17 protein-coding genes are annotated in these 22,519 nt (G+C 63.7%); 12 read left to right on the top strand and 5 right to left on the bottom strand.

From position 1 onward, the window contains the following. Positions 1–111: 111 nt before the first annotated feature. From HGHM_RS14925 to HGHM_RS14910, 4 genes are all read left to right on the top strand, one after another. The gene (locus tag HGHM_RS14925; protein WP_019142352.1) at positions 112–402 is read left to right on the top strand and encodes a putative quinol monooxygenase; all 291 of its coding nucleotides are present in this window, start codon (positions 112–114) and stop codon (positions 400–402) included. 151 nt (positions 403–553) lie between these two features. Next, positions 554–1,669, top strand: a complete 1,116-nt coding sequence (locus tag HGHM_RS14920; RefSeq protein WP_019142351.1) for a DctP family TRAP transporter solute-binding subunit — start codon at positions 554–556, stop codon at positions 1,667–1,669. A gap of 198 nt (positions 1,670–1,867) precedes the next feature. Further along, the gene (locus HGHM_RS14915; RefSeq protein WP_019142350.1) at positions 1,868–2,389 is read left to right on the top strand and encodes a TRAP transporter small permease; all 522 of its coding nucleotides are present in this window, start codon (positions 1,868–1,870) and stop codon (positions 2,387–2,389) included. Continuing rightward, a complete protein-coding gene (locus HGHM_RS14910) occupies positions 2,386–3,675 on the top strand; it encodes a TRAP transporter large permease (protein ID WP_019142349.1) in 1,290 nt (429 codons plus the stop codon). The genes HGHM_RS14915 and HGHM_RS14910 overlap by 4 nt, the downstream gene beginning before the upstream one ends. 26 nt (positions 3,676–3,701) lie before the next feature. Here HGHM_RS14910 and HGHM_RS14905 read toward each other — a convergent pair whose 3' ends face one another. Continuing rightward, a complete protein-coding gene (locus HGHM_RS14905; protein ID WP_019142348.1) occupies positions 3,702–4,736 on the bottom strand; it encodes an AraC family transcriptional regulator in 1,035 nt (344 codons plus the stop codon). Between the two features lie 251 nt (positions 4,737–4,987). On the opposite strand from HGHM_RS14905, the gene HGHM_RS14895 reads away from it, so the two are divergent. The 6 genes from HGHM_RS14895 (at position 4,988) to HGHM_RS14870 (ending at position 12,201) form a co-directional block, all read left to right on the top strand. Continuing rightward, positions 4,988–5,911 carry a bile acid:sodium symporter family protein gene (locus HGHM_RS14895; RefSeq protein ID WP_019142346.1) on the top strand — a complete coding sequence of 308 codons (924 nt, stop codon included), beginning with the start codon at positions 4,988–4,990 and terminating at the stop codon, positions 5,909–5,911. Next, on the top strand, positions 5,908–6,888 hold the full coding sequence (locus HGHM_RS14890) for an SDR family oxidoreductase (RefSeq protein ID WP_019142345.1): 981 nt from the start codon (positions 5,908–5,910) through the stop codon (positions 6,886–6,888). The genes HGHM_RS14895 and HGHM_RS14890 overlap by 4 nt, the downstream gene beginning before the upstream one ends. A gap of 43 nt (positions 6,889–6,931) precedes the next feature. After that, positions 6,932–8,731, top strand: a complete 1,800-nt coding sequence (locus HGHM_RS14885) for a Vgb family protein (protein WP_034349131.1) — start codon at positions 6,932–6,934, stop codon at positions 8,729–8,731. A 34-nt stretch (positions 8,732–8,765) separates the two neighbouring features. After that, positions 8,766–9,959, top strand: a complete 1,194-nt coding sequence (locus tag HGHM_RS21430; RefSeq protein WP_019142343.1) for an MFS transporter — start codon at positions 8,766–8,768, stop codon at positions 9,957–9,959. A gap of 156 nt (positions 9,960–10,115) precedes the next feature. Continuing rightward, a complete protein-coding gene (locus HGHM_RS14875) occupies positions 10,116–11,531 on the top strand; it encodes an amidase (protein WP_019142342.1) in 1,416 nt (471 codons plus the stop codon). 61 nt (positions 11,532–11,592) lie between these two features. After that, positions 11,593–12,201 (top strand): glutathione peroxidase, encoded by a 609-nt coding sequence (locus tag HGHM_RS14870; protein ID WP_051155339.1) that lies wholly within the window; start codon positions 11,593–11,595, stop codon positions 12,199–12,201. A gap of 141 nt (positions 12,202–12,342) precedes the next feature. Here HGHM_RS14870 and HGHM_RS14865 read toward each other — a convergent pair whose 3' ends face one another. The 4 genes from HGHM_RS14865 to HGHM_RS14850 form a co-directional block, all read right to left on the bottom strand. Further along, positions 12,343–12,966 (bottom strand): hypothetical protein, encoded by a 624-nt coding sequence (locus HGHM_RS14865; RefSeq protein ID WP_019142340.1) that lies wholly within the window; start codon positions 12,964–12,966, stop codon positions 12,343–12,345. Positions 12,967–13,058: 92 nt separating this feature from the next. Further along, positions 13,059–14,294, bottom strand: coding sequence for an RtcB family protein (locus tag HGHM_RS14860; protein WP_019142339.1), 1,236 nt, complete (start codon positions 14,292–14,294; stop codon positions 13,059–13,061). 190 nt (positions 14,295–14,484) lie between these two features. Further along, the gene (locus HGHM_RS14855; protein WP_019142338.1) at positions 14,485–14,952 is read right to left on the bottom strand and encodes a cyanophycin metabolism-associated DUF1854 family protein; all 468 of its coding nucleotides are present in this window, start codon (positions 14,950–14,952) and stop codon (positions 14,485–14,487) included. Beyond that, on the bottom strand, positions 14,949–17,237 hold the full coding sequence (locus HGHM_RS14850) for a cyanophycin metabolism-associated ABC transporter (RefSeq protein WP_019142337.1): 2,289 nt from the start codon (positions 17,235–17,237) through the stop codon (positions 14,949–14,951). Before HGHM_RS14850 ends, HGHM_RS14855 begins: the two co-directional genes overlap by 4 nt. A 229-nt stretch (positions 17,238–17,466) precedes the next feature. Here HGHM_RS14850 and HGHM_RS14845 point away from each other — a divergent pair, with 229 nt between their 5' ends. Together HGHM_RS14845 and cphA are read left to right on the top strand one after the other, a co-directional pair. Next, positions 17,467–19,632, top strand: coding sequence for a cyanophycin synthetase (locus HGHM_RS14845; protein ID WP_019142336.1), 2,166 nt, complete (start codon positions 17,467–17,469; stop codon positions 19,630–19,632). Between the two features lie 129 nt (positions 19,633–19,761). After that, positions 19,762–22,329 carry a cyanophycin synthetase gene (gene cphA, locus HGHM_RS14840; protein WP_020693852.1) on the top strand — a complete coding sequence of 856 codons (2,568 nt, stop codon included), beginning with the start codon at positions 19,762–19,764 and terminating at the stop codon, positions 22,327–22,329. Positions 22,330–22,519: the final 190 nt, after the last annotated feature.

Here is a 22,519-nt window from a genome sequence, read left to right as displayed (position 1 = left end):
CCCGCACAGGCGGGAATGCCTTCGGGCAAGGCGCGAACATGTTCAGCTCGCCGTCGTCAAAACCTTATGCAAAGCCGGACCGCATCCGGCGCGAATCGAAAGGAGACGGACATGAGCATCATGCGCATCAATGAATTCCGGGCCCATGAAGGCGGCGGCGACACCTTGCGCGAGCGCCTCAGGTCTTTCGTGCCGATGATCGAGGCTTCGGATGGCTGCCTCGCCTGCCATCTGCTGCAAAGCGAAAAGAATCCGGCGCATATCGTGCTCGTGGAGGTATGGGACAGCGCCGATGCCCATAAGGCCTCGCTGCAGAACCTGCCGCCTGAACCGTTCAAGGAAGCGATGAAGCTGCTTGCCGTGCCGCCGACGGGCGAGTATTACCATTATTGCCAGGCATAAGGAGCAATTCACCAAACCTGCAGCCCGGCTCCGGGCTGCTCAGGTTGCTATGGGGCACAGAATCCTGTAAAAAGTCTTCTGCGCTGCACCCTCAACGGCCACCCGCCGTCCCGGGGCATCCGGCGCGAAGCGGCTGCCAACAAGGCACCGAATGACAGCATCCGTGGCGCACCCGCCCGCCGCATTTTCAAGGCGCAACCGTCGTTCATCCGGCTGCGCGATCATTCAGGAGAAGCCCTTGCAAAAATCGCTATTCGCGCTGGCCGCCGCTGCCGCGCTCACACTGTCCATTACTCCCGCCGTCGCAGAACAGAAATACCAGCCCGAGTACCGCCTGTCGACCGTGCTCGGCACCGCTTTCCCGTGGGGCAAGGGCGGAGAACGCTGGGCTGAACTGGTCAAGGAAAAAACCCAGGGCCGCATCAACATCAAGATGTATCCCGGCACTTCGCTGGTCGCAGGCGACCAGACGCGCGAATTCACCGCGATCCGCCAGGGCGTGATCGACCTGGCCGTCGGTTCCTCGATCAACTGGTCGCCGCAGGTCAAGGAACTCAACCTGTTCTCCCTGCCCTTCCTGGTCCCCGACTACCGCGCGACCGATGCGCTGACCCAGGGCGAGACCGGCAAGATGATCTTCAAGGCGATCGAGAAGAACGGCGTGGTACCGCTGGCCTGGGGTGAAAACGGCTTCCGCGAGATTTCCAATTCCAAGCACGAGATCAAGACCCCGGCCGACATGAAAGGCATGAAGTTCCGCGTGGTCGGCTCGCCGCTGTTCAACGACACCTTCACTGCGCTCGGCGCGAACCCGACCCAGATGAGCTGGGCCGATGCCCAGCCGGCGCTGGCGTCCGGCGCAGTCGACGGCCAGGAAAACCCGATCTCGGTCTTCCTCGGCGCCAAGATCAGCACCGTCGGCCAGAAATACCTGACCCAATGGGGCTACATGAACGATCCGCTGATCTTCGTGGTGAACCGCCGGGTCTGGGAAAGCTGGAGCAAGGCTGATCAGGATGCGGTGCGCGAAGCCGCGATCCAGGCCGGCAAGGAAGAGATCGCACTGGCACGCAAGGGCCTGACCGCGACCGACAATTCCCTCTGGAAGGAAGTCGAAGCCCAGAACGTGAAGGTGACCCGCCCGAATGCGGTCGAGCTGGAACAGTTCAAGAAACTGACCCAGCCGGTGCGCGAGAAGTGGGCCAAGACCATCGGCACCGATCTGGTGAAGAAGGCAGAAGCGGAGATCGCAGCGTCACACAAGTAAGCGTCAAGGCATATGTGCAAAGTGCCCTCTCCTTTGCGGGGGAGGGACCAACATTGGCCGACGCATTGCCTGCTATGTAGCTCCGCCTCTGTATTCCTTCCCTTGAAGGGGAAGGAATACAGAGGAATATGCATCTCCACCCGTTGTGCCTGCCGCTTCCCGCAAGCGGCATGTCCCCCGTATCAAAAGAGTATCTAAATGAATGACCTCCCCGATGACGCCGAATCCCGCGGTGAACCGCCCCCGCGCGTTCCCGTCAAGATCGAAGAATTCTTTGCCGCCATGGCGATGGCGCTGATCTGCTGCATTACCTTCGCCAATGTGATCGTCCGTTATTTCACCGATGCCTCCTTCGCATTCACCGAGGAGTTCTCCATCTTCCTGATGGTGGTGCTCACGCTGTTCGGTGGCGCCGCCGCCTTCGCCAAGGACCAGCACATCCGCATGACCTTCGTCACCGACCGCCTGCCGCGCAATCTGGCGCGCAAGGTCGAATACCTGGTGATGGCGCTCAGTGCCGTGATGTTCGCACTCATGGCCTGGTACGGCTTCTACCTGTTCTGGGACGACTGGCAATACGACACCACCTCGCCCGGCATCGGCATTCCGCAATGGATTTACACCATCTGGCTGCCGCTGCTGTCGGTCGTGATCTTCCTGCGCATCCTTGGACGCCTCGGGCGCCTTTTCCGTCAACCGGCACCGGGAGAGCAAGCATGATTCTCGAAGGCAGCCTGATTCTTTTCCTCGGCTTTGCCGTTTTGCTGGTGCTGGGCGCGCCGCTCGCGATCGCACTCGGCATCACCGGCACCGCCGTCATCCTGACCGAAGGCCTGGGCATCATGTCGGTGCCGACCAATGCCTACAACGGTATCGCCAAGTATCCGCTGCTGGCGCTGCCGGTCTTCGTGCTGGCCGGCATGATCTTCGAGCGCGCCGGCGTGGCCCTGCGCATCGTGCGCTTCGCTTCCGCGATCGTCGGCAAGCGCCGCGGCGCGCAAGGCATCGTCGCCATCCTGGTCTGCATGTTCCTGGGTGGCATCTCCGGTTCCGGCCCGGCCGACGCCGCTGCCGTGGCGATGGTGATGATTCCGGCCATGTGGAAGCAGGGCTATCCGCGCGAATTCTCGGCCACGCTGATCGCCGCTGCCGGTTCGACCGCAATCCTGATCCCGCCCTCGGTGGCGCTGATCGTCTACAGCGTGCTGGTGCCGACCGCCTCGGTGCCGGCCCTGTTCGCGGGCGGCGTGGTGCCCGGCATCCTGGCCGGTCTGTCGCTGATCCTGCCGACCCTGTACTTCTCCTACAAGAATGGCTGGGGCCTGGCGTCCGACGAGGAAACGCCCGGCTTCTGGGCCAGCTTCAAGGAAGCGATCTGGGGCCTGCTGGCACCGGTGATCATCCTCGGCGGCCTGCGCGCCGGCCTGTTCACGCCGACCGAAGCGGCGGTGGTGGCGGCCTTCTACGGCTTTTTCGTCGGCCTGTTCGTGTACCGCACGCTCACGCTGCGCAAGATCTATGAAGTGCTGGTCGAGTCGGCCGAGATTTCCGCCGTGGTGCTGCTGATCATTTCGCTCGCCGGGATTTTTGCGCATGCCGGTTCCACCCTCGGCGCCTTCGACAGTCTGGCCAAGCTGATGCTCGGTTTCACCACCAATGAAGCCCTGATGCTGGTGATGATCACCATCCTGCTGCTGATCGCCGGCATGCTGCTCGACGCCGTCTCGATCTTCCTGGTGTTCCTGCCGATCCTGCTGCCGATCATCCAGGTCTATCACTGGGACCCGGTCTGGTTCGGCATCATCATGACGATGAACATGGCGATCGGCCAGTTCACGCCGCCGATGGCGGTCAACCTGATGGTGACGACGCGGATCGCCGGTGTGTCGATGGATTCCACCGTGCGCTGGGCACTGTGGATGGTGGGATCGATGCTGCTGGCGCTGGCGCTGGTGACGGCCTTTCCGCAGCTCGCAATGTGGCTGCCGCAGCGACTGGGGTATTGAGGACAGGCGGCTGCAGACGTCCCGTCTCAGCCGGCCGCCGGGCGGAAGTCGCTCGGCGTCTTCCCGGTCCATTTCTTGAACGCGTGGCGGAAGTTGGCGGCGTCGCTGAAGCCCAGCGCCGCCGCGATGTCTTCCGTGTTCATGCGCGTCTTGCGCAGGTAATCGATGGCGAGCTGCTTGCGCACGTCGGTCAGCAAGGCCTGGTAGGACGTGTCCTGCGCCTGCAGCTTGCGGCGCAGCGTGCGCGAAGTCATGCCGAGAGCGTCGGCGACGGCTTCGATGCCGGGAAAGCGCCCCGGCTGGGCCATCAGCATGGCGGATACCTTGCCGGCGATCCCGGCCGACATCTTCAGTTCCGCCAGAAGCCGGTCGCAGGTTTCGCGCACCAGCGCCGCCGTGATCGGGTTGGCATAGGCCAGCTCCTGCCGCAGCAAGGCACGGCTCAGGCGCAGCTCGTTGCCCGGCTGGCCGAAGCGCACCGGACAGCCGAGCAGTTCTTCATAGACGGCGGCATTCGGCGGCGCCGGGTAGGCGATCCGTATCTCCAGCGGCGTGACCGGCTTGCCCAGGATGTCGCCGTGCAGCGACAGCTGGGTGCCGAGCTGGAATTCCAGCACGAAGCGGAACAGCTCGCTGCGTATCCCAAGTCCAAGGCTGTCCTCGAATTCCCAGGCCGGGTCGCCGCCGTCCTCGCGAAAGCGCAGGCCGATCAGCGGTGCGGCCAGCGGCCGATAACGGATCGCAAACTCGATGGCTTCGCGCGGGGTGGGACTGCTCAGCAGCGCATAGCCGTACAGGCCGAAATGGGTGATGTGAATCCGCCTGCCCGCCTTGATCGCGATGCCCGGATCCTTCGACAGCCGTTGTGCATTGGCGCAGACCGTCAGCAGCTGGCGCGCCGAAATGCGGGTCGCGGGCACGCGGACCTCGTCCGGTCCGACGCCGCTGCCGGCCAGCACGGCCGACGCCGGAATGCCTTCCTCGGCAAGGATGTCGATCAAGACCGCCATCTTGTATGGCGGGTCGATGCAGTCGTCGATGCCTGGAAATGCGCGGTCCATGCCGCTTGGTCCCCCTGGTGGTGTGCTGCCCGCAGCAAGACGGCGGGCCGGATTGTGGCCGCAGTCTAGCACGGGCATGTCCGTTTTTCACACCCTGCGGGATGGCCGCTTCGGCTCCCTGCATGTCCGTTTTGAACAGGATCTGACCGCGGGCAACCTGTTTCACCATCGCGCATTCACGCAGAATGCATCCCTAACCTAGAAAACCGAGGAGACCCGACCATGCCAACCTTCTTCCGGGCGATGCAGCCATGATGCACATCGACCAGGCGCACCTGAATTTCAATCCGCAGGCCTTGCTGGCGCTGAACCTGACACTGGCTCTGGTCATGTTCGGCGTGGCGCTCGACCTGAAGCTGTCGGACTTCCGCGAGGCGCTGAAGACACCGAAGGCACTGGCGATCGGGCTGGTCAGCCATCACATCCTGTTTCCGGCGGCGACCTTCCTGCTGGTCCTGCTGCTCGATCCGCTGCCTTCTATCGGGCTCGGCATGCTGCTGGTGTCCGCCTGCCCGGCCGGCCACATCTCGAATTTCTTCACCCACCGCGCCGGCGGTAATGCGGCGCTGTCGGTATCGATCAGCACGCTGTCGACCGTGGGCGCGGTGTTCATGATGCCGCTCAACGTCGCCTTCTGGGCCAGCCACCATGAAGGCATGCGCGCCATCATGCGCGACTTCTCGCTCGATCCGGTATCGATGCTGGTCGACGTCAGCATTCTGCTGGGCCTGCCGCTGGCGCTCGGATTGTTCATCTCGCACCGCTATCCCGCCCTGGCCAAGCGCGCGCTCAAGCCGATGCGCATCTTTTCGCTGGCGGTGTTCGCGGTGTTCGTCAGCGGCGCCCTGCTGGCCAACTGGAAATTCTTCATCGCCTTCGGCGCGATGGTCGTCGGCCTGGTGTTCATCCACAACGCCTGTGCTCTGTCCGGCGGCTATGCGCTGGCGCGCCTGAGCGGATTGGCCGAGCGAGACTGCCGCGCGGTTGCCTTCGAGACGGGCATCCAGAATTCCGGCCTCGGCCTGGTGCTGATCTTCAATTTCTTCGGCGGCCTGGGCGGCATGGCCATCGTCACCGCCTGGTGGGGCATCTGGCACATCTTTGCCGGCATGACCCTGTCGACCTACTGGATGAAAAAGCCGCTGCCGGGCCAGGCTGCGCGGAAAGGAGCATGACAGTCATGGCGGGCAAATCCATTCTGGTCACCGGCGCCGGCGGCTACCTCGGCCGTCAACTCGTGGCAGCGCTTGCGGCGCGTCTCGCAGCCGGCGACATTTCCACGGTGGTCGCGGCCGACGTGCGGGAGACACCGCAATCGCAACGGCTCGAGGGCGTGATCTACCTGACCCACGATATTCGCGATGCCGGGCTGGATGCGGTACTGCGCTGCCGCGGCGTCGACACCGTGGTGCATCTGGCTTCCATCGTCACGCCGGGCAAGAAGAGCGACCGCGCCTTCGAGTACAGCGTGGATGTCGACGGCACCCGGAAAGTGCTGGATGCCTGCGTGGCGGCCGGCGTGCACCACATCATCATCTCGTCCAGCGGCGCGGCCTATGGCTACCATGCCGACAACCCGGCCTGGCTCAATGAAAGCCATCCGGTCCGCGGAAACGAAGAATTCGCCTATTCCTGGCACAAGCGCCTGGTGGAGGAAATTCTGGCCGGCTACCGCAAGCGGCACCCCGAGCTTGCGCAGACCATCTTCCGCATCGGCACCATCCTCGGCGACTCGGTCAACAACCAGATCACCGCCCTGTTCGAGAAGCCGCGCCTGCTCGGCATCCGCGGCTCCGACAGCCCCTTCGTCTTCATCTGGGACCAGGACGTGGTGGGCGCGATACTGCTCGCCATTTCCTCGGGACGCGCCGGCATCTACAACCTGGCAGGCGACGGCGCGCTGTCCATCCACGCGCTCGGCAAGCGGCTCGGCAAGCCGGTGCTCGCCCTGCCCGCCTGGCTGATCGCGGCGGCGCTGGCGGTGCTGAAGAAGCTGGGGCTGACCCAGTACGGCCCCGAGCAGGTCAATTTCCTGCGCTACCGCCCCGTGCTCGACAACCGGCGGCTGAAGGAAGAACTCGGCTACATCCCGGCCAAGACTTCGGAACAGGTATTCGACTACTGGCTGCAGGCGAAGGCGAACAAGGGCTGACATGCGCGCCATCGACAATTCCGGAAAGATCGAGGACCTCTTCATGAAACAGAAACGCTTCACAACCACCCTGCTCTGCCTGCCCGCCTTGATTGCCGCCGGCATGGCCGCAACGGTACAGGCTGCGCTCATCACCGTCGTCGATTCGAAGGGCAAGCCGCTGCCGACCGTGATGGTGACGCAGTCCATGGCCAATCCCGCTCCGGCGGACCGATCCGACAATGGCTACCAGCAGCCGGGCAAGCCGCATGTGGCGGACACCGACATCACCGCCTTTACCGGTAGCTTGGGCACGGCGAACCTGCCCGACCGCAGCGGCGAGACAAGTTACCGGCTGCGCAAGATCGGCTACAAGGAGGTGACGGTGCGCGCGCCGAAAGGGCAGGCAGCCATCCGCGCCACCATGGAAGTGGAAACCGATCCCCTGAAGCTGGCTGAAGCGAAGCCGGCCAATGCCTGGCTGGGCGCGCTGGATCTCGGCTCGGTCGACGCCAAGCGCCACTTCCAGATGCAATGCGGCTTCTGCCACCAGCAGGGCAGCGCCGGCACGCGTGCCGAACGTTCGCCGGAAGACTGGCACAAGACCATCGACCGCATGATCCGCTACGGTTCACGCCTGCCGACCGAGCTGCAGAAGAGCCTGCCGGAGAAGCTCTCCGCCGGCTATCGCCACCTGCGCGAGAACCCCGCGCTGGTGCAGGGCGGGAATAGCTGGGATGCAGCGACGCTGGAGCGGATCAGGATCACCGAATGGCCGATCGGCAATGCGATGTCGCAGACGCATGACATGCTGATCGCCGCCAACAAGCTGGTCTATGTCGCCGACAACATCCAGGATCGGCTTTACGAGATCGACCCGGTGTCGAATGCGGTCACCGTCTACAAGATTCCGCATCGACCGGGCGACAAGCCCGGCGGCCTGATCGCCGCACGGCTGAAGGACTTCCCCAGCCACGACGACACCTCGAACGCGCACTCCCTGGCGGAGTCGCAGAAAGACGGCCACATCTTCATCACGCCCTCGGCCCAGCGCCGCCTGGTGGAATTCGATCCGGTGACCAAGGCCTTCACCCTGCATGAGATGGACGGCGGCTTCTATCCGCATACCATCCGCGTCGATGCGCAGGACAACGTCTGGTTCACGCTGGCCCTGTCGAACCAGGTCGCGAAGTTCGATCGCCGAGCGCAAAAGTTCACGCTGTACGATCTGCCCACCCGCGGCCTGAAGGAAAAGCTCACAGTTGCCTCCATCGACGTGCTGTTCAAGCTGATGAGCTGGGGACTGCCCTTGGCGAACTGGATGCCGGTGGACTGGGCCTCGTCCGGCACGCCGCTGCCCTATGGCATCGACATCACCCCCGATGGCAAGGTCTGGTTCGCACGCCTGCATACCCGGGAGATCGGCAGCATCGATCCGGCCACCGGAAAGATCACGATGGTTCCTACGCCCATTCTCGGCCCGCGCCGTTTGCGTGCCGATGCGCAGGGCAACCTCTGGATCGTGGCCTTCGGCGATTCGAAGATCGCGCGCTATTCACCGGCCGACGGCACGTTTGCCCTGTTCGACCTGCCGGTCCAGCCCAAGGGCAGCGAGACACCTTACGGCCTGAACGTCGACAAGAAGCGCAACATCGTCTGGGTCAACGGCAACCAGTCGGATGCGCTCTACGGTTTCGACATCGCCAGCCAGACCTGGCGCACCATCCCGCTTCCGCGCCGCACCACCTTCACGCGCGACGTGGAAGTGGCCGAGGATGGCACGGTGTACACCGCGAATTCCAATTTCCCGAGCTGGCACATTGAGGATGGGCAGCCGACCCTGATCCAGGTGAAGATGAAATGAGGCAGCTTTACGGCGCGGCCGGAAGGGGCATTCGATGATGCGCCGCCACTGGCCCTTCTTCCTGTCCTGCCTGCTGGCGTTCACCGGCGGCCATATCGTCAACTACTCGGTGATCATCTATGCGCAGGAAGCGCTGCGCTCGGACCTGCTGGCCGGCATCGGCTTCGGCCTGTGCTTCGGCCCGCCGCTGCTGCTCGGCTGGTATGCCGGCGTGCTGTGTGACCGCTACGCGCCGGTGCGCATCATTCATGTCGCGCAAATCCTGTTCGTCGTTGCGGCGCTAGCGCTCGCCGCGGGTGACCGTTTCATTGCCGAGCCGCAGGCGCGCGCGCCCTTCCTGCTTGGCGCGGCCCTGTGCGCCGGCATCGGCTGGTCCTTCGTCGCGCCGGCACGCATGACTGCGCTCGGCCAGCTGGTCGACGCCGCCTCGCTGCGCCGTGCTTCGCTGATCTTCAACCTGCTGGTGATGCTCGGCTTCGGACTCGGGCCGCTGGCGATCTCGGCATGCCGGCTGCTGTCCGGCTGGCATGCCGCGTTCGGATTGGCCGCTGCCCTGTTCCTCGCCGGCTCGCTCCTGCTGCTGGGCGTGTCGACCAAGCCCGGGCTCAGGCCGCACCGTCCGGTGATCCAGGAAGTCGCCGAAGGCTTGCGCGCGGTGCGCGCCAATCCGCTGGTTGCGCAACTGCTGCTTGCAGCCATCTTCGGCTATATGCTGATGGGGCCGATGCAGGTGATCCTGCCCAAGCTGGCGCGCAGTGCTCTCGGCCTGGGCGAATTGCAGCGCGGCGCCTTCCTCGGCACGCTGGCGCCCTCGCTGATCGCCGGCGGCCTGCTGTGCATGGTGGCAGCCAAGCGCCTGCCGCACGGGAAAACCATCTTCGCCGCATTCATGCTCTCCGGCCTGCTGTTTGCCCTGATGGCCAGCGTGCAGCAACCCGCCGCAGCCTTCGCGCTGCTGGCGTGCGTGGGCATGCTCGGCGGTGTCGCCATCGGCCTGATTGTCGCCGGCATCCAGGAAAACGTGGAAGATGCGGTGCGCGGCCGCGTGCTGAGCATGTACACCATCATTTCCCAGGTCATGCCGGCGGCGTCCGGCATGAACGCGGGCGTGCTGGTCCATGCACTCGATGCGCGGCGCGCGGTGATGGTCTGCGGCGGCGTGCTTGCCTGCGCGGCCCTGGTCAATGTCCTCTGGATGGGCACGCTGCGCCGCCATCGCGGCAACTGATCTTCCGGTCGCCGCTGCTTTCATCCGGCTGCGCGGGCTGGGCATGCAGCGTGAGCGCATTTCGCACTATCATGTCGGTTCTCCCGCAATCGTCCGGCCGGGCAGCTGCCGCCCGAGCATGTCCCGCCAAAACCGAATTCGAAAGGAACACCCGCGATGAGCCAAGACATCTGCTTCATGACCGCGACCGAGATGGCCGCCCAGATCCGCGCCGGCCAGCTGTCGGCGCGCGAAGTGATGAGCGCGCATCTGGCGCAGATCGAGCGCATCAATCCGCAGGTCAATGCGATCGTCACCCTGCATGCCGAACAGGCCATGGCTTCCGCGAAGGCGGCCGATGAAGCGCAGGCGCGCGGCGAGCCGCTCGGGCCGCTGCATGGCGTGCCGGTGGCGCACAAGGACCTGATGCTGACCAAGGGCATGCGCACCACCTTCGGCTCCAAGGTGCATGAGCATTTCGTGCCGACACGGAGCGCCTTGGTGGTGGAGCGCCAGCAGCAGGCCGGCGCGATCAGCGTTGGCAAGACCAACACGCCGGAATTCGGCGCCGGCTCGCAAACCTTCAACGCGGTGTTCGGCGTAACGCGCAATCCCTACGACCTGAGCAAGACCTGCGGCGGCTCTTCCGGCGGCTCGGCCGTGGCGCTTGCCACCGGCATGGTGCCGCTGGCAGACGGCACCGACATGGGCGGCTCGCTGCGCTGCCCGGCGAACTACTGCAACGTGGTCGGCCTGCGTCCCTCGGTCGGCCGCGTGCCGCAGGTGCCGGCGCTCGACGGCTGGGGAAATCTCTCGGTATCCGGCCCGCTGGCGCGCACGGTCGAAGACCTCGCCCTGCACCTGTCGGTGATGGCCGGCCCGGATGCGCGTGACCCGCTTGCGATCAGTGAAGACGGCGCGCGCTTCCGTGCGCCGCTGGCACACGACTTCAGGGGCGTGCGCATCGCCTGGAGTCCCGACATGGGCGGCCTGCCGGTCGACAGGCGGGTGGTCCAGGCGATCGATGCGCAGCGCAAGGTATTCGAGCAGCTCGGCTGCCGCGTCGAGGAAGCCTGCCCGGATTTCCGCGATGCGCATGAAGTCTTCATGGCCATCCGCGCCTACAACTTCGAGCTGCAGCTCGGCGCGGTGATGGATCAGCATCCCGGCGTGCTCAAGGACACCGTGGTATGGAACATCGAAGCCGGCCGCAAGCTGACCGGCACCCAGATTGCGCGCGCCGAAAAGCTGCGCACCGCGCTGTTCCAGCGCATGCATCAGTTCATGCAGTCCTACGACTACATCGTGTTCCCGGTCAACCAGGTGCCGCCCTTCCCGGTCGAGCAGCAGTACGTCACCGAAATCGACGGCGTGAAGATGGACAACTACATCGACTGGATGCGCTCCTGCTACTACATCAGCGCCACCACCCATCCCGCCATCTCGGTGCCCGCCGGCTTCACGCAGGACGGCCTGCCGGTCGGTCTGCAGATCGTCGGCCGCCATCGCGGCGAATTCGAATTGCTGCAGATCGCGCACGCCTTCGAGCAGGCCACCGGCATCGGACGCAAGCGGCCCGCCATCGCGCAGTAGCGCAAGCTGGCTTTGTCCTAGAATGGAATGGCATTGCCATTTCATTCAACCGGAGGCCGACATGTCGACAAGCATCATTCCGAAGAGCATCGCCCTGACCGCAGTCTTTTTCGGCATCCTCGCCCCGGCATGGGCGCAATCCTCCGCGCCTGCCGCTTCCTCCACCGCTGCTTCCACCGCATCCTGCCCTTCCATCCTTCACCAGACCTTCAAGCGCCTGCAGGATGAAGCCCCGCAAAACCTCTGCCAGTACGCGGGCAAGGCGGTGCTGGTGGTGAACACCGCAAGCTATTGCGGCTTCACCAAGCAGTACGAGGGACTCGAAGACCTGTACGCGAAATACCGCGACAAGGGATTGGTGGTGCTCGGCTTCCCCTCGAACGATTTCGGCAACCAGGAGCCCGGCGACAGCAAGCAGATCGCCGACTTCTGCTACAACACCTACGGCGTGAAATTCCCCATGTTCTCCAAGTCCTCGGTCAAGGGCCCGGAGGCCAACCCGCTGCATGCGGAGCTGGCAAAGATCACTGGCACTACGCCGAAATGGAATTTCTACAAATACCTGATCGATCGCAGCGGCAAGGTGGTGGCTGCTTATCCAAGTGAAGTGACGCCGGGAGACAGGAAGCTGGTGGGGGATATTGAGAAGGCGTTGGGGCAGGGGATGTGAGGGTAGAGGAGGGTTTTTTGTAAAGAGCATCGTGATGCTCCAAATGTTTTTTCACACTCGACGCATCACGATGCCCTTAGAATTCTTGTCAAGTCAATGATTATCAGCGTTAATCCATCAAGGTTCTCGCAGTCTGCTGATTTACCATCCAATTGCTAAAGAAGCGCGATTAAAAGCCAACGAAGAATAAGTAACTGCGATTGAGACAAAGAAATACCACCAATTCATATCGCGCGATTTCCTTTCTTGATATTCATCGAAGTCATTTGGGCCAGGAAGTATTAAGCCACGACAGAACATCGCGAGTGCCCCAAGTCCAAGCACCATAGAAAAACGTTGCGCTGCTTCGAGTAGAACCTCCCAATACGATAAAAATGGTGGGCTCGGATAACGTGGATTCTCAAAAGCAGTCTTGAGTATGACTAGTGAGATAACCGCGAGTACGATGAAAGGCAATAAATGCTTCCATTGAAACTCGTATCGCGGGCTCTTAATGAGCATACGAACTTGCTTTGATTGGTCGGAGCCGCTATCAGCTAAACTCGCTGCACGCTGTTTACGCAACTCCATTTCACGCTCCATTGCATCAAGTAATGCGGCTCGGGTTGGCACTTCAATGTAACCAAGTTCCCACATCTTGATCGCCATTTCGTCCAAGCTCAGACCTTCTCCTTCTACAGTAGTGAATAAGCCTTGAATGCCTAATTCCTTGGTCTGCTTACGAAGCTCAGCTAATCGAGCTTGTTGCTCTGAAGTTGCAGCCATTCCGATTCCTTTAAATGAATTTACCCTTTCGATTCTAGAACGGAACTCAGTGGCATATCAAAGATAAAAATTGTCTCCGTTACGGATAATTCTCACCCCTTCACACACACCACCTGCTTCAGCGTGTGCACTACCTCCACCAGTTCACGCTGTGCTTCCATCACCGCATTGATATCCTTGTACGCCATCGGGATTTCATCAATCACGTTCGCGTCCTTGCGGCATTCGACGCCGCGCGTGGCCTGGACCTGGTCGGCGATGGTGAAGCGCTTCTTGGCTTCGGTGCGGCTCATGACGCGGCCTGCGCCGTGGCTGCAGCTGTGGAAACTTTCCGGGTTGCCCTTGCCGCGCACGATGTAGCTCTTCGCGCCCATCGAGCCGGGGATGATGCCGAGTTCGCCGGCGCGCGCCGAGACCGCGCCCTTGCGCGTGACCAGCACTTCGCGGCCGAAGTGGGTTTCCTTCTGCACATAGTTGTGATGGCAGTTCACTGCTTCCACATGCGTCTCGAATGGCTTGGCGATGACGCTGCGCACGGCGGCGATCAGGTTCTGCATCATCACTTCGCGATTCAGTCGCGCGAATTTCTGCGCCCAGCCGACCGCTTCCACATAGTCGTCGTAATGCTTCGTGCCTTCGGAGAGATAGGCGAGGTCCTGGTCCGGCAGGTTGGAAAAATGCGAGCGCATGTCCTGCTTGGCGAGTTCGATGAAGTGCGAGCCGATGGCATTGCCCACGCCGCGCGAGCCGGAGTGCAGCATGAGCCAGACGAAGTTGGTTTCATCCAGGCAGATCTCGACGAAGTGGTTGCCAGAGCCGAGCGTGCCGAGGTGCTTGTAGTTGTTGGTGTTGCGCAGCTTCGGCGTCTTGCGGCAGATCGCGTCGAATTCGTCCTTCAGGTGCAGCCATGCCTGGTCCACCGGGTGCGGGGGAGTGTCCCAGGAACCCTGGTCACGGCCCTTGTGGCCGCGCGTCTTGGGCGACATGCCGTGCGGGATCGCCTTTTCGATAGCGCTGCGCAGCTTGCCGAGGCTGTCCGGCAGGTCGTTCGCGGTGAGCGTGGTTTTGGCCGCCATCATGCCGCAGCCGATGTCCACGCCGACCGCCGCCAGAATCACCGCGCCGAGCGTCGGGATCACGCTGCCGATGGTCGAGCCCTTGCCCACATGCACGTCCGGCATCACCGCGATGTGATTGTAGATGAAGGGCATCTTCGCAGTGTTGGCGAGCTGGCGCTTCGCATCCTCTTCCACCGGCACGCCCCTGGTCCACATCTTGACCGGGCGGCCTTGCTCGACGTCGAGCACATCGTAGTCGTGGTGTTTCATGCTGTTCTCCTGGCGGGGAGCGGGAGGAGGGTTCCCGATGATTGAGTTATAGCTTGTGCGGGAAGGAAAAGACAGGTTGCAGCTTGTCCGGCAAAGACTGCGGGCAGGGCGCGCGAACGCAGGTGGCGATGCAAATTTCTTTTGGAAATCAAAACGCCCGGCTCGAAGACGGAGCCGGGCGGGACGGGCGTTACAGGAAGCGATCCAGCAACTTCCGGCTCGCCTTGTCGAGCTTGTCCAGGTCGCGGATGAGGAACTGCACGCCATGGCTGTCGGCGATCATCAGCGTGGTTTGGGCGATGCGGCGGATGTCTTCCTCGCCTTTCAGGATCAGGCTGGCCGGGCCGCGGTCGGTTTCCACTTCCCAAGTGCTCGGCACGGCGAAGGTGGACACGCGCAGGATGCTGCGGATCTCCGGCAGGAATTCGCGGTTCGCGAGTTCTTCCTCGATCAGCGCGCGGACGTCGGCGGGCAGGTCGCTCAACTGGTCGATCCAGGCCAGCTCATGGCCGTCGGCATCGACCAGGGCAATCCCCTTGTCGGGCGCGCCGATCGGGAAGGCGCGCACCGGCACCACGCCTTCCTCCACGATGGCGTTATCGGCAGAAGCAAACACCAGCCGGCCGAAGGCGTCGCGTGTCAGGTTGAAATTGTTCATGCGACACCTTCCGTCGATTGCGGCTGCGATTCCAGGAAATCCTGTTCGGCCTGGCGCTGCTGCGCCTGGTACAGGCGGTAGTAGGCGCCTTCGCGCGCCAGCAATTCCTCATGCTGCCCGACTTCCACGATCTGGCCCTTGTCGAGCACGACCAGGCGATCGGCGCGGCGCAGGGTCGACAGGCGGTGCGCGATCGCGATCGTGGTGCGGCCGTGCACCAGGTTGTCGAGTGCCTTCTGGATTTCCTTTTCGGTGGCGGTGTCGACCGACGAGGTGGCTTCGTCGAGGATCAGGATATGCGGATCGATCAGCAGCGCGCGCGCAATCGAGATGCGCTGGCGCTCGCCGCCGGACAGGGTCTGGCCGCGCTCGCCCACCATCGAATCGTAGCCGTGCGGCAGGCGCAGGATGAATTCATGCGCATTCGCGGCGCGGGCGGCGGCCACGATTTCCTCGCGCGTCGCGCCCGGCTTGCCGTAGGCGATGTTTTCCGCAATGGTACCGAAGAACAGGAAGGGCTCCTGCAGCACCAGGCCGATGTGGCGCCGGTATTCGGCGATCGGCAGCGAGCGGATGTCGACGCCGTCGACGTGGATTGCGCCTTCCGACACGTCGTAGAAGCGGCAGATCAGGTTGACCAGCGTGCTCTTGCCGGAACCGCTGTGGCCGACCAGGCCGATGAATTCGCCCGGCTTGATCGAGAGATCGACGCCACGCAGCACCGCGCGGTTGCCGTAACGGAAACCGATGTCCCTGATGTCGATGCGGCCTTCGACGCGCGGCAGGTGCACCGGGTTGGTGGATTCCGGCACGCTCGATACATGGTCGAGGATATCGAAGATGCGCTTGGCCCCGGCCGCCGCCTTTTGCGTGACCGAGACGATGCGGCTCATGGAATCGAGGCGGGTGTAGAAGCGGCCGATGTAGGCCAGGAAGGCGGTCAGCACGCCGACGGTGATCGTGCCTTGCGACACCTGCCAGATGCCGAAGGCCCAGACCACCAGCAGGCCGATCTCGGTCAGGAAGGTGACAGTCGGCGAAAACAGCGACCAGACCTTGTTGACGCGGTCATTGATCAGGAGGTTGTGGCGGTTGGCTTCGCGAAAGCGCGCCGCTTCCCTCTTTTCCTGAGCGAAGGCCTTGACCACGCGGATGCCGGGGATGGTGTCGGCCAGCACATTGGTGACTTCGCCCCAGACGCGGTCGATCTTTTCGAAGCCGTGGCGCAGCCGGTCGCGCACCACGTGGATCATCCAGGCGATGAAGGGCAGGGGCAGCAGAGTGACCAGCGCCAGCCAGGGATTGATCGATATCAGGATGGCCGACGTCATCACGATCATCAGCACGTCGGTGGCGAAGTCGAGCAGGTGCAGCGACAGGAAGACGCAGATGCGGTCGGTTTCGGAACCGATGCGCGCCATCAGGTCGCCGGTGCGCCGGCCGCCGAAATATTCCAGCGACAGCCGCATCAGGTGTTCGAAGGTGTTGGTGCGCAGATCGGCGCCGATGCGTTCCGACACCAGGGCGAGGATGTAGGTGCGCGCCCAGCCGAGTATCCAGGCCAGCAGCGCCGCGCCGAGCAGGCCGCTGAGATACAGGCCCACCAGGCCGACATCGATGGCGGCGCCGTTCTGGTAGGGAATCAGCACATTGTCCATCAGCGGCATGGTGAGGTAAGGCGGCACCAGCGTGGCAGCGGTCGAGGCCAGGGTCAGCAGGAAGCCGGCCAGCAACTGCCCCTTGTACGGCTTGGCGAAGCGCCACAGCCGGAACAGGGTCCAGGTGGTCGGCGGCGTCTGCAGTTCGCGGGTGCAGATTGGGCATTCATCCTGGTCCGGCGGCAGGGGGGCCTTGCAGCTGGCACAGACATCTTCCTGCGGCGCAATTGCCGGGATGCCGGAAACCGCAGCCTCGCGCTGCTGGTCGAAATGCTTAATCAGGCGCAAAGCTTCCGGGTTGTGACCGAGGGTATAGCGCCAGTTCGCAAGGCGGGCATTGTCATCATGCAATTCCAGCGTGCCGACGCCGGCATGGTCATGGTGGAGCAGGCGCAGGTCGGCGCGGTATGGCCATTCCTTCCAGTCGCCCTTGCCGGATGTCGCCGACAGCAGGCGGCGGTCGGTGACGGCCACGATGCCGGACATGAAGCGCAGGCTGGCGTCGAGGTCCAGTTCAAGCGAAGCCAGGACGATTTCATCCGGTTCGAGCCGCGACTGGATGGCCTGCTGCCAGGCGGCGGGCAGGGAAGAAGCGGGTGATAGCAAGGATGCGGATTCGGTTTTCATCAAGGTGGTGATTCTGCAATGGCGCTCTGTTTGTGCATTTGCAGAATATTAAATTTGAGGGGCAGCGATGCTGCGTAATGTGGCGCCAAGTATACCGACAGCGGGCCGGGTTTTCTTGCGATTGCGATTCTGCAGGATATTTTTCCCGAGAATCAGTAAACTTGGCGCCCGCGCCATGCGTTATTAACAGGCCGGCGGCGCCGAACGCATGCCTTTAACCAAGAATTAGATGAGTAAAAAATCCATTGAAATTGTCAATGTTCTGTTCCTGAACGGACCGAACATCTGGACATACCGCCCGGTCCTTGAGGCCTGGGTAGACATCGGCGAGCTAGAAGATTCCCCTTCCAACACGATTCCCGGTTTTTATGAACGCCTGACGGGCCTCTTGCCCTCGCTGATCGAGCACCGCTGCAGCATCGGCGAGCGCGGCGGCTTCCTGCAGCGCCTGCGCGAAGGCACCTGGCCGGCGCACATCATGGAACACGTGATGATCGAGCTGCAGAACCAGGCCGGCATGCAAACCGGCTTCGGCAAGGCGCGCGAAACCCCGACCCGCGGCATGTACAAGGTGGCAGTGCGCGCCCGTTATGAAGCGGTAAGCCGGGTGGCGCTCGTCAAGGCGCGCGACCTGGTGATGGCCGCCATCGAAGGCCGGCCATTCGACGTGCCGGCGGCGGTGGAAGAGTTGCGCGATATCCTGGACAGGGTCAGCCTCGGGCCGAGCACCGCCTGCATCGTGGAAGCGGCGACCGAGCGCGGCATTCCCTTCCTGCGCCTGAATGACGGCAACCTGGTCCAGCTTGGCCATGGCGCGCGTTCGCGCCGCATCTGGACGGCGGAGACCGACCGCACCAGCGCGATTGCGGAAAGCATCTCCAGCGACAAGGACCTGACCAAGAGCCTGCTGGGTTCCTGCGGCGTGCCGGTCCCGGAAGGCCGGGTGGTAAACAGCCCGGAAGACGCCTGGGAAGCGGCCGAGGAAATCGGCATTCCGGTGGTGGTCAAGCCTTCCGACGGCAATCATGGCCGCGGCGTCTCGATCGACCTGAAGACCCGCGCCGAAGTCGAAGCCGCCTACCGGCTGGCGCAGGAAGAGGGCAGTGAAGTGATCGTCGAGAATTTCATCTCCGGCAACGAGCACCGGCTGCTGGTGGTCGGCGGCAAGGTGGTGGCAGCTGCGCGCGGCCAGGAAGCCTGGGTCACCGGCGACGGCGTGGCGACGATCACGCAACTGATCGACAGCCAGATCAATACCGACCCGCGCCGAGGCACCACGGAAGAATTTCCGCTGAACCTGGTGCTGATCGATGAAGACCCGGCGGTGCGGCTGGAAATCGCGCGTCAGGGATACGAACCGGATTCGGTGCCGCCCGCCGGCACACAGGTGCTGATCCAGCGCAACGGCAATGTGGCCTTCGATGTGACAGACTTGGTTCATCCGGACGTGGCTGCCGCTGCCGTACTGGCGGCGCGCGTCACCGGCCTGGATATCGCGGGCGTCGACCTGGTGGCGGAAGACATCTCGCGTCCGCTCGAAGAGCAGGGCGGAGCGATCGTCGAAGTCAATGCCGGGCCGGGCCTGCTGATGCATTTGAAGCCGGCCGATGGTCCGGCGCGGCCGGTAGGGCGCGCGATCGTCGACCACCTGTTCCCGCAGCAGGACAATGGCCGCATCCCCGTCGTCGGCGTGACCGGCAGTCATGGCACCACCATGGTGGCCCGCCTTACGGCACGGCTCATGGAGCTGAACGGTGCCGCGGTCGGACTGGCCTGCAGTGACGGCCTGTACCTGCGCCAGCGGCGGGTCGAGCAGAACGATGCGGCAAACTGGGCGGCGGCGCATCGCATCCTCATCAACCGCGCACTGGATGCGGCGGTGCTGGAAAACGGCTATCGCTCCATCCTGGCCGAAGGACTGGCCTATGACCGCTGCCAGGTCGGCATCGTCACCGGCATCGCTGCAGACGCGACCCTGCCGGACCTGCACGTCAATGACGCGGAACAGATGGAGAAGGTGGCGCGCACCCAGGTGGACGTGGTGCTCCCCGAGGGCACGGCAGTGCTGAATGCTGCCGATGCCCGCGTCGCCGCCATGGCTTCGCTGTGCGATGGCAGCGTCGTCTTCTACGGCATGACGCCCGAGCTTCCCGCGCTGGACCAGCATTGTGCCGGCGGCGGACGGGCGGTATTCGTGCGGGATGGGCAGATCGTGCTGGCATCGGGCAAGGATGAAGCGGTCCTGGTCGGACTGGCGGTACTGCCGCCCGAAGCCCGTTCCGACCAGGTCACGGAAAACATTCTCGCCGCCGTGGGCGCGGCCTGGGCGCTCGGCGTCGACACCGATCTGATACGGGCTGGCATCAGCACTTTCGTCTATGGCGATGCCTGCTGAAAATCGCGCCGCTTGCGGAAATGGAATGAATGAACGGCCTGCCGCCGGGCGGCGGGCAGAAAAGAACACAGGCACGCATGCAGGGGGAGGGAAAATGATCCCGCATCGTGCAGACAAGGGAAGGTTTTCATGAAAGTATCGCGTATCCGCGTCTTGCGCGGGCCCAATCTCTGGAGTCGGCACACGTCGATCGAAGCTATCGTGTCGTGCTCCGAGGCGGCGCGCGACATTGCCGCATTACCCGATTTCGAAGTGCGCCTGCGCGCGCGCTTTCCCGGAATCGAATTCCTCGAGCCCGCGAGCCCGGGGCACCCGCTGTCGCTGGCGCATGTGCTGGAATCCGCCGCGCTCTGCCTGCAGAAACAGGCGGGATGCCCGGTGACCTTCAGCCGCGCGGTGGAAACCGTCGAGCGCGGCACCTATCAGGTGGTGGTGGAATACACTGAGGAAGCCGTGGGCCGGCTCGCCTTCGAACTGGCCGAGGTGCTGGTGCGCAGCGCGCTGGACAACACGCCCTTCGACCTCGCTCAGGCACTGGCGCGGCTGCGCGAGCTGGACGAGGATATCCGGCTCGGACCGAGCACGGGCGCGATCGTCCAGGCGGCAGTGGCGCGCGGCATTCCCTACCGGCGCCTGACCGAGGGCAGCATGGTGCAATTCGGCTGGGGCAGCCGCCAGCGCCGCATCCAGGCCGCCGAAACCAGCAATACCGGTGCGATCGCCGAATCGATTGCGCAGGACAAGGAACTCACCAAGGCACTGCTGCATGCAGCCGGTGTGCCGGTGCCGCAGGGGCGCTCAGTGTCGGATCCGGAAGAAGCCTGGAAGGCAGCATGCGAGATCGGCGCGCCGGTGGTGGTCAAGCCGCGCGACGGCAACCAGGGAAAGGGCGTGGCCGTCAACATCCGGACGCGGGAAGAAGTCTTCAAGGCCTTCGAGGTCGCCTATGCCATCAGCTCCGACGTAATCGTCGAGCGCTACATCAGCGGCCATGATTTCCGTTTGCTGGTGGTGGGCAAGCATCTGGTGGCTGCAGCGCGACGGGCACCGCCGCAAGTCATCGGCGACGGCAAGCACAGCATCGCCGAGCTGATCGAGGAACTCAACCGCGATCCGCGCCGCGGCGATGGCCATGCGACTTCGCTGACCAAGATCCGGCTGGACGACATCGCTCGCGCCGTGATGGCCAAGCAGGGCTATACGCCGGAAAGCATTCCTCCCAAGGGCGCGATTGTCGTGTTGCGCAACAACGCCAATCTCAGCACCGGCGGCACCGCCACCGACGTCACCGACGACGTGCATCCGGAAGTGGCGGCGCGCGCGGTGGAAGCCGCGCAAATGGTCGGGCTCGACATCTGCGGCGTCGACATGGTGTGCGAGACCGTGATCAAGCCGCTGGAAGAACAGGGCGGCGGCATCGTCGAAGTCAATGCTGCGCCAGGCCTGCGCATGCACCTGCAGCCGTCCTACGGCAAGAGTCGTCCGGTGGGCGAAGCCATCATTTCCACCATGTTTGCCGACGGCGACGACGGCCGCATCCCGGTGGTGGCCGTGGCCGGCACCAACGGCAAGACCACGACCGTCCGGCTGATCGCCCATATCCTCAAGACCAACAAGTACCGCGTCGGCATGACCGGCACCGACGGCGTCTACATCGACAACCGCCGCATCGACACCGGCGACTGCAGCGGCCCGCGCAGCGCGCGCAATGTGCTGCTGCATCCGGAGGTCGATGCCGCCGTGTTCGAAACCGCGCGCGGCGGCGTGCTGCGCGAAGGCCTGGGCTTCGACCGCTGCAATGTGGCGGTGGTGACCAACATCGGCATGGGCGACCATCTTGGCCTGAACTACATCACCACCGTCGAAGACCTCGCCGTGGTCAAGCGCGTGATCGTGCAGAACGTCGCGCCCAACGGCATGGCGGTGCTGAACGCCGCCGATCCCATGGTGGCCGGCATGGCCGCCGTCTGCCCCGGCGCGGTGACGTATTTCGCGAAGGATGTGCATGAACCGGTGCTGACCACCCACCGCGCCCAGGGCCGCCGGGTGGTGTACGTGGACGGCGATGCGATCGTGGCCGAGGAAGGCAAATTCGCGCATCGCATCCGCCTGGCCGACATACCGCTGACCCACAACGGCACCATCGGTTTCCAGGTCGAGAATGCGATGGCTGCGATTGCCGCGGCATGGGGACTCGGCATCGACTGGGACATCGTGCACGCCGGCCTGAAAACCTTCGTCAACAATGCCAGCACCGCCCCCGGCAGGTTCAACCTGTTTTCCTACCGTGGCGCCACGCTGATCGCCGACTACGGCCACAATCCGGATGCCATCGCGGCCCTGGTGCGCGCGGTCGAGAGCATGCCGGCGAAACGCCGCAGCGTGGTCATCAGCGGCGCCGGCGACCGCCGCGACATCGATATCCGTCGCCAGACCGAAATCCTCGGCGATGCCTTCGACGAAGTCGTCCTGTATGAAGACCAGTGCCAGCGCGGCCGCGCCGACGGCGAAGTGATCGCCCTGCTGCGCGAAGGGCTCGCGAAGGCGAAGCGCACCAGCTCGATCAAGGAAATCCGCGGCGAATTTCTCGCCATCGATACCGCGCTCGCCAGCCTCTCAAGCGGCGACCTTTGCCTGATCCTGATCGATCAAGTGGAAGAGGCGCTCGCGCATATTGCGAAGCGGGCGGCGGAGTGACTGTTGGCTCAGCATGGAATTCGTGCAGCACGCTGCACGAATTCCATGATCCGCTTCTAAAACAGATTCCATAAAGTCGGGTGCGCCTCGCGCACCGGCATTGCATGGTGCGCATGGCGCACCCTACCTCCATCTCCCTTGCAGAGGATGGAGGCCGTGTCCATCCGAGCCGCTTGAAAACGGAGAACGT

It is taken from the genome of Noviherbaspirillum massiliense JC206 (assembly GCF_000312045.1).
Lineage (GTDB): Bacteria > Pseudomonadota > Gammaproteobacteria > Burkholderiales > Burkholderiaceae_D > Noviherbaspirillum > Noviherbaspirillum massiliense.
Note: the sequence above shows the minus strand (reverse complement) of the source record. Positions and strands in the feature narration are given on the sequence as shown.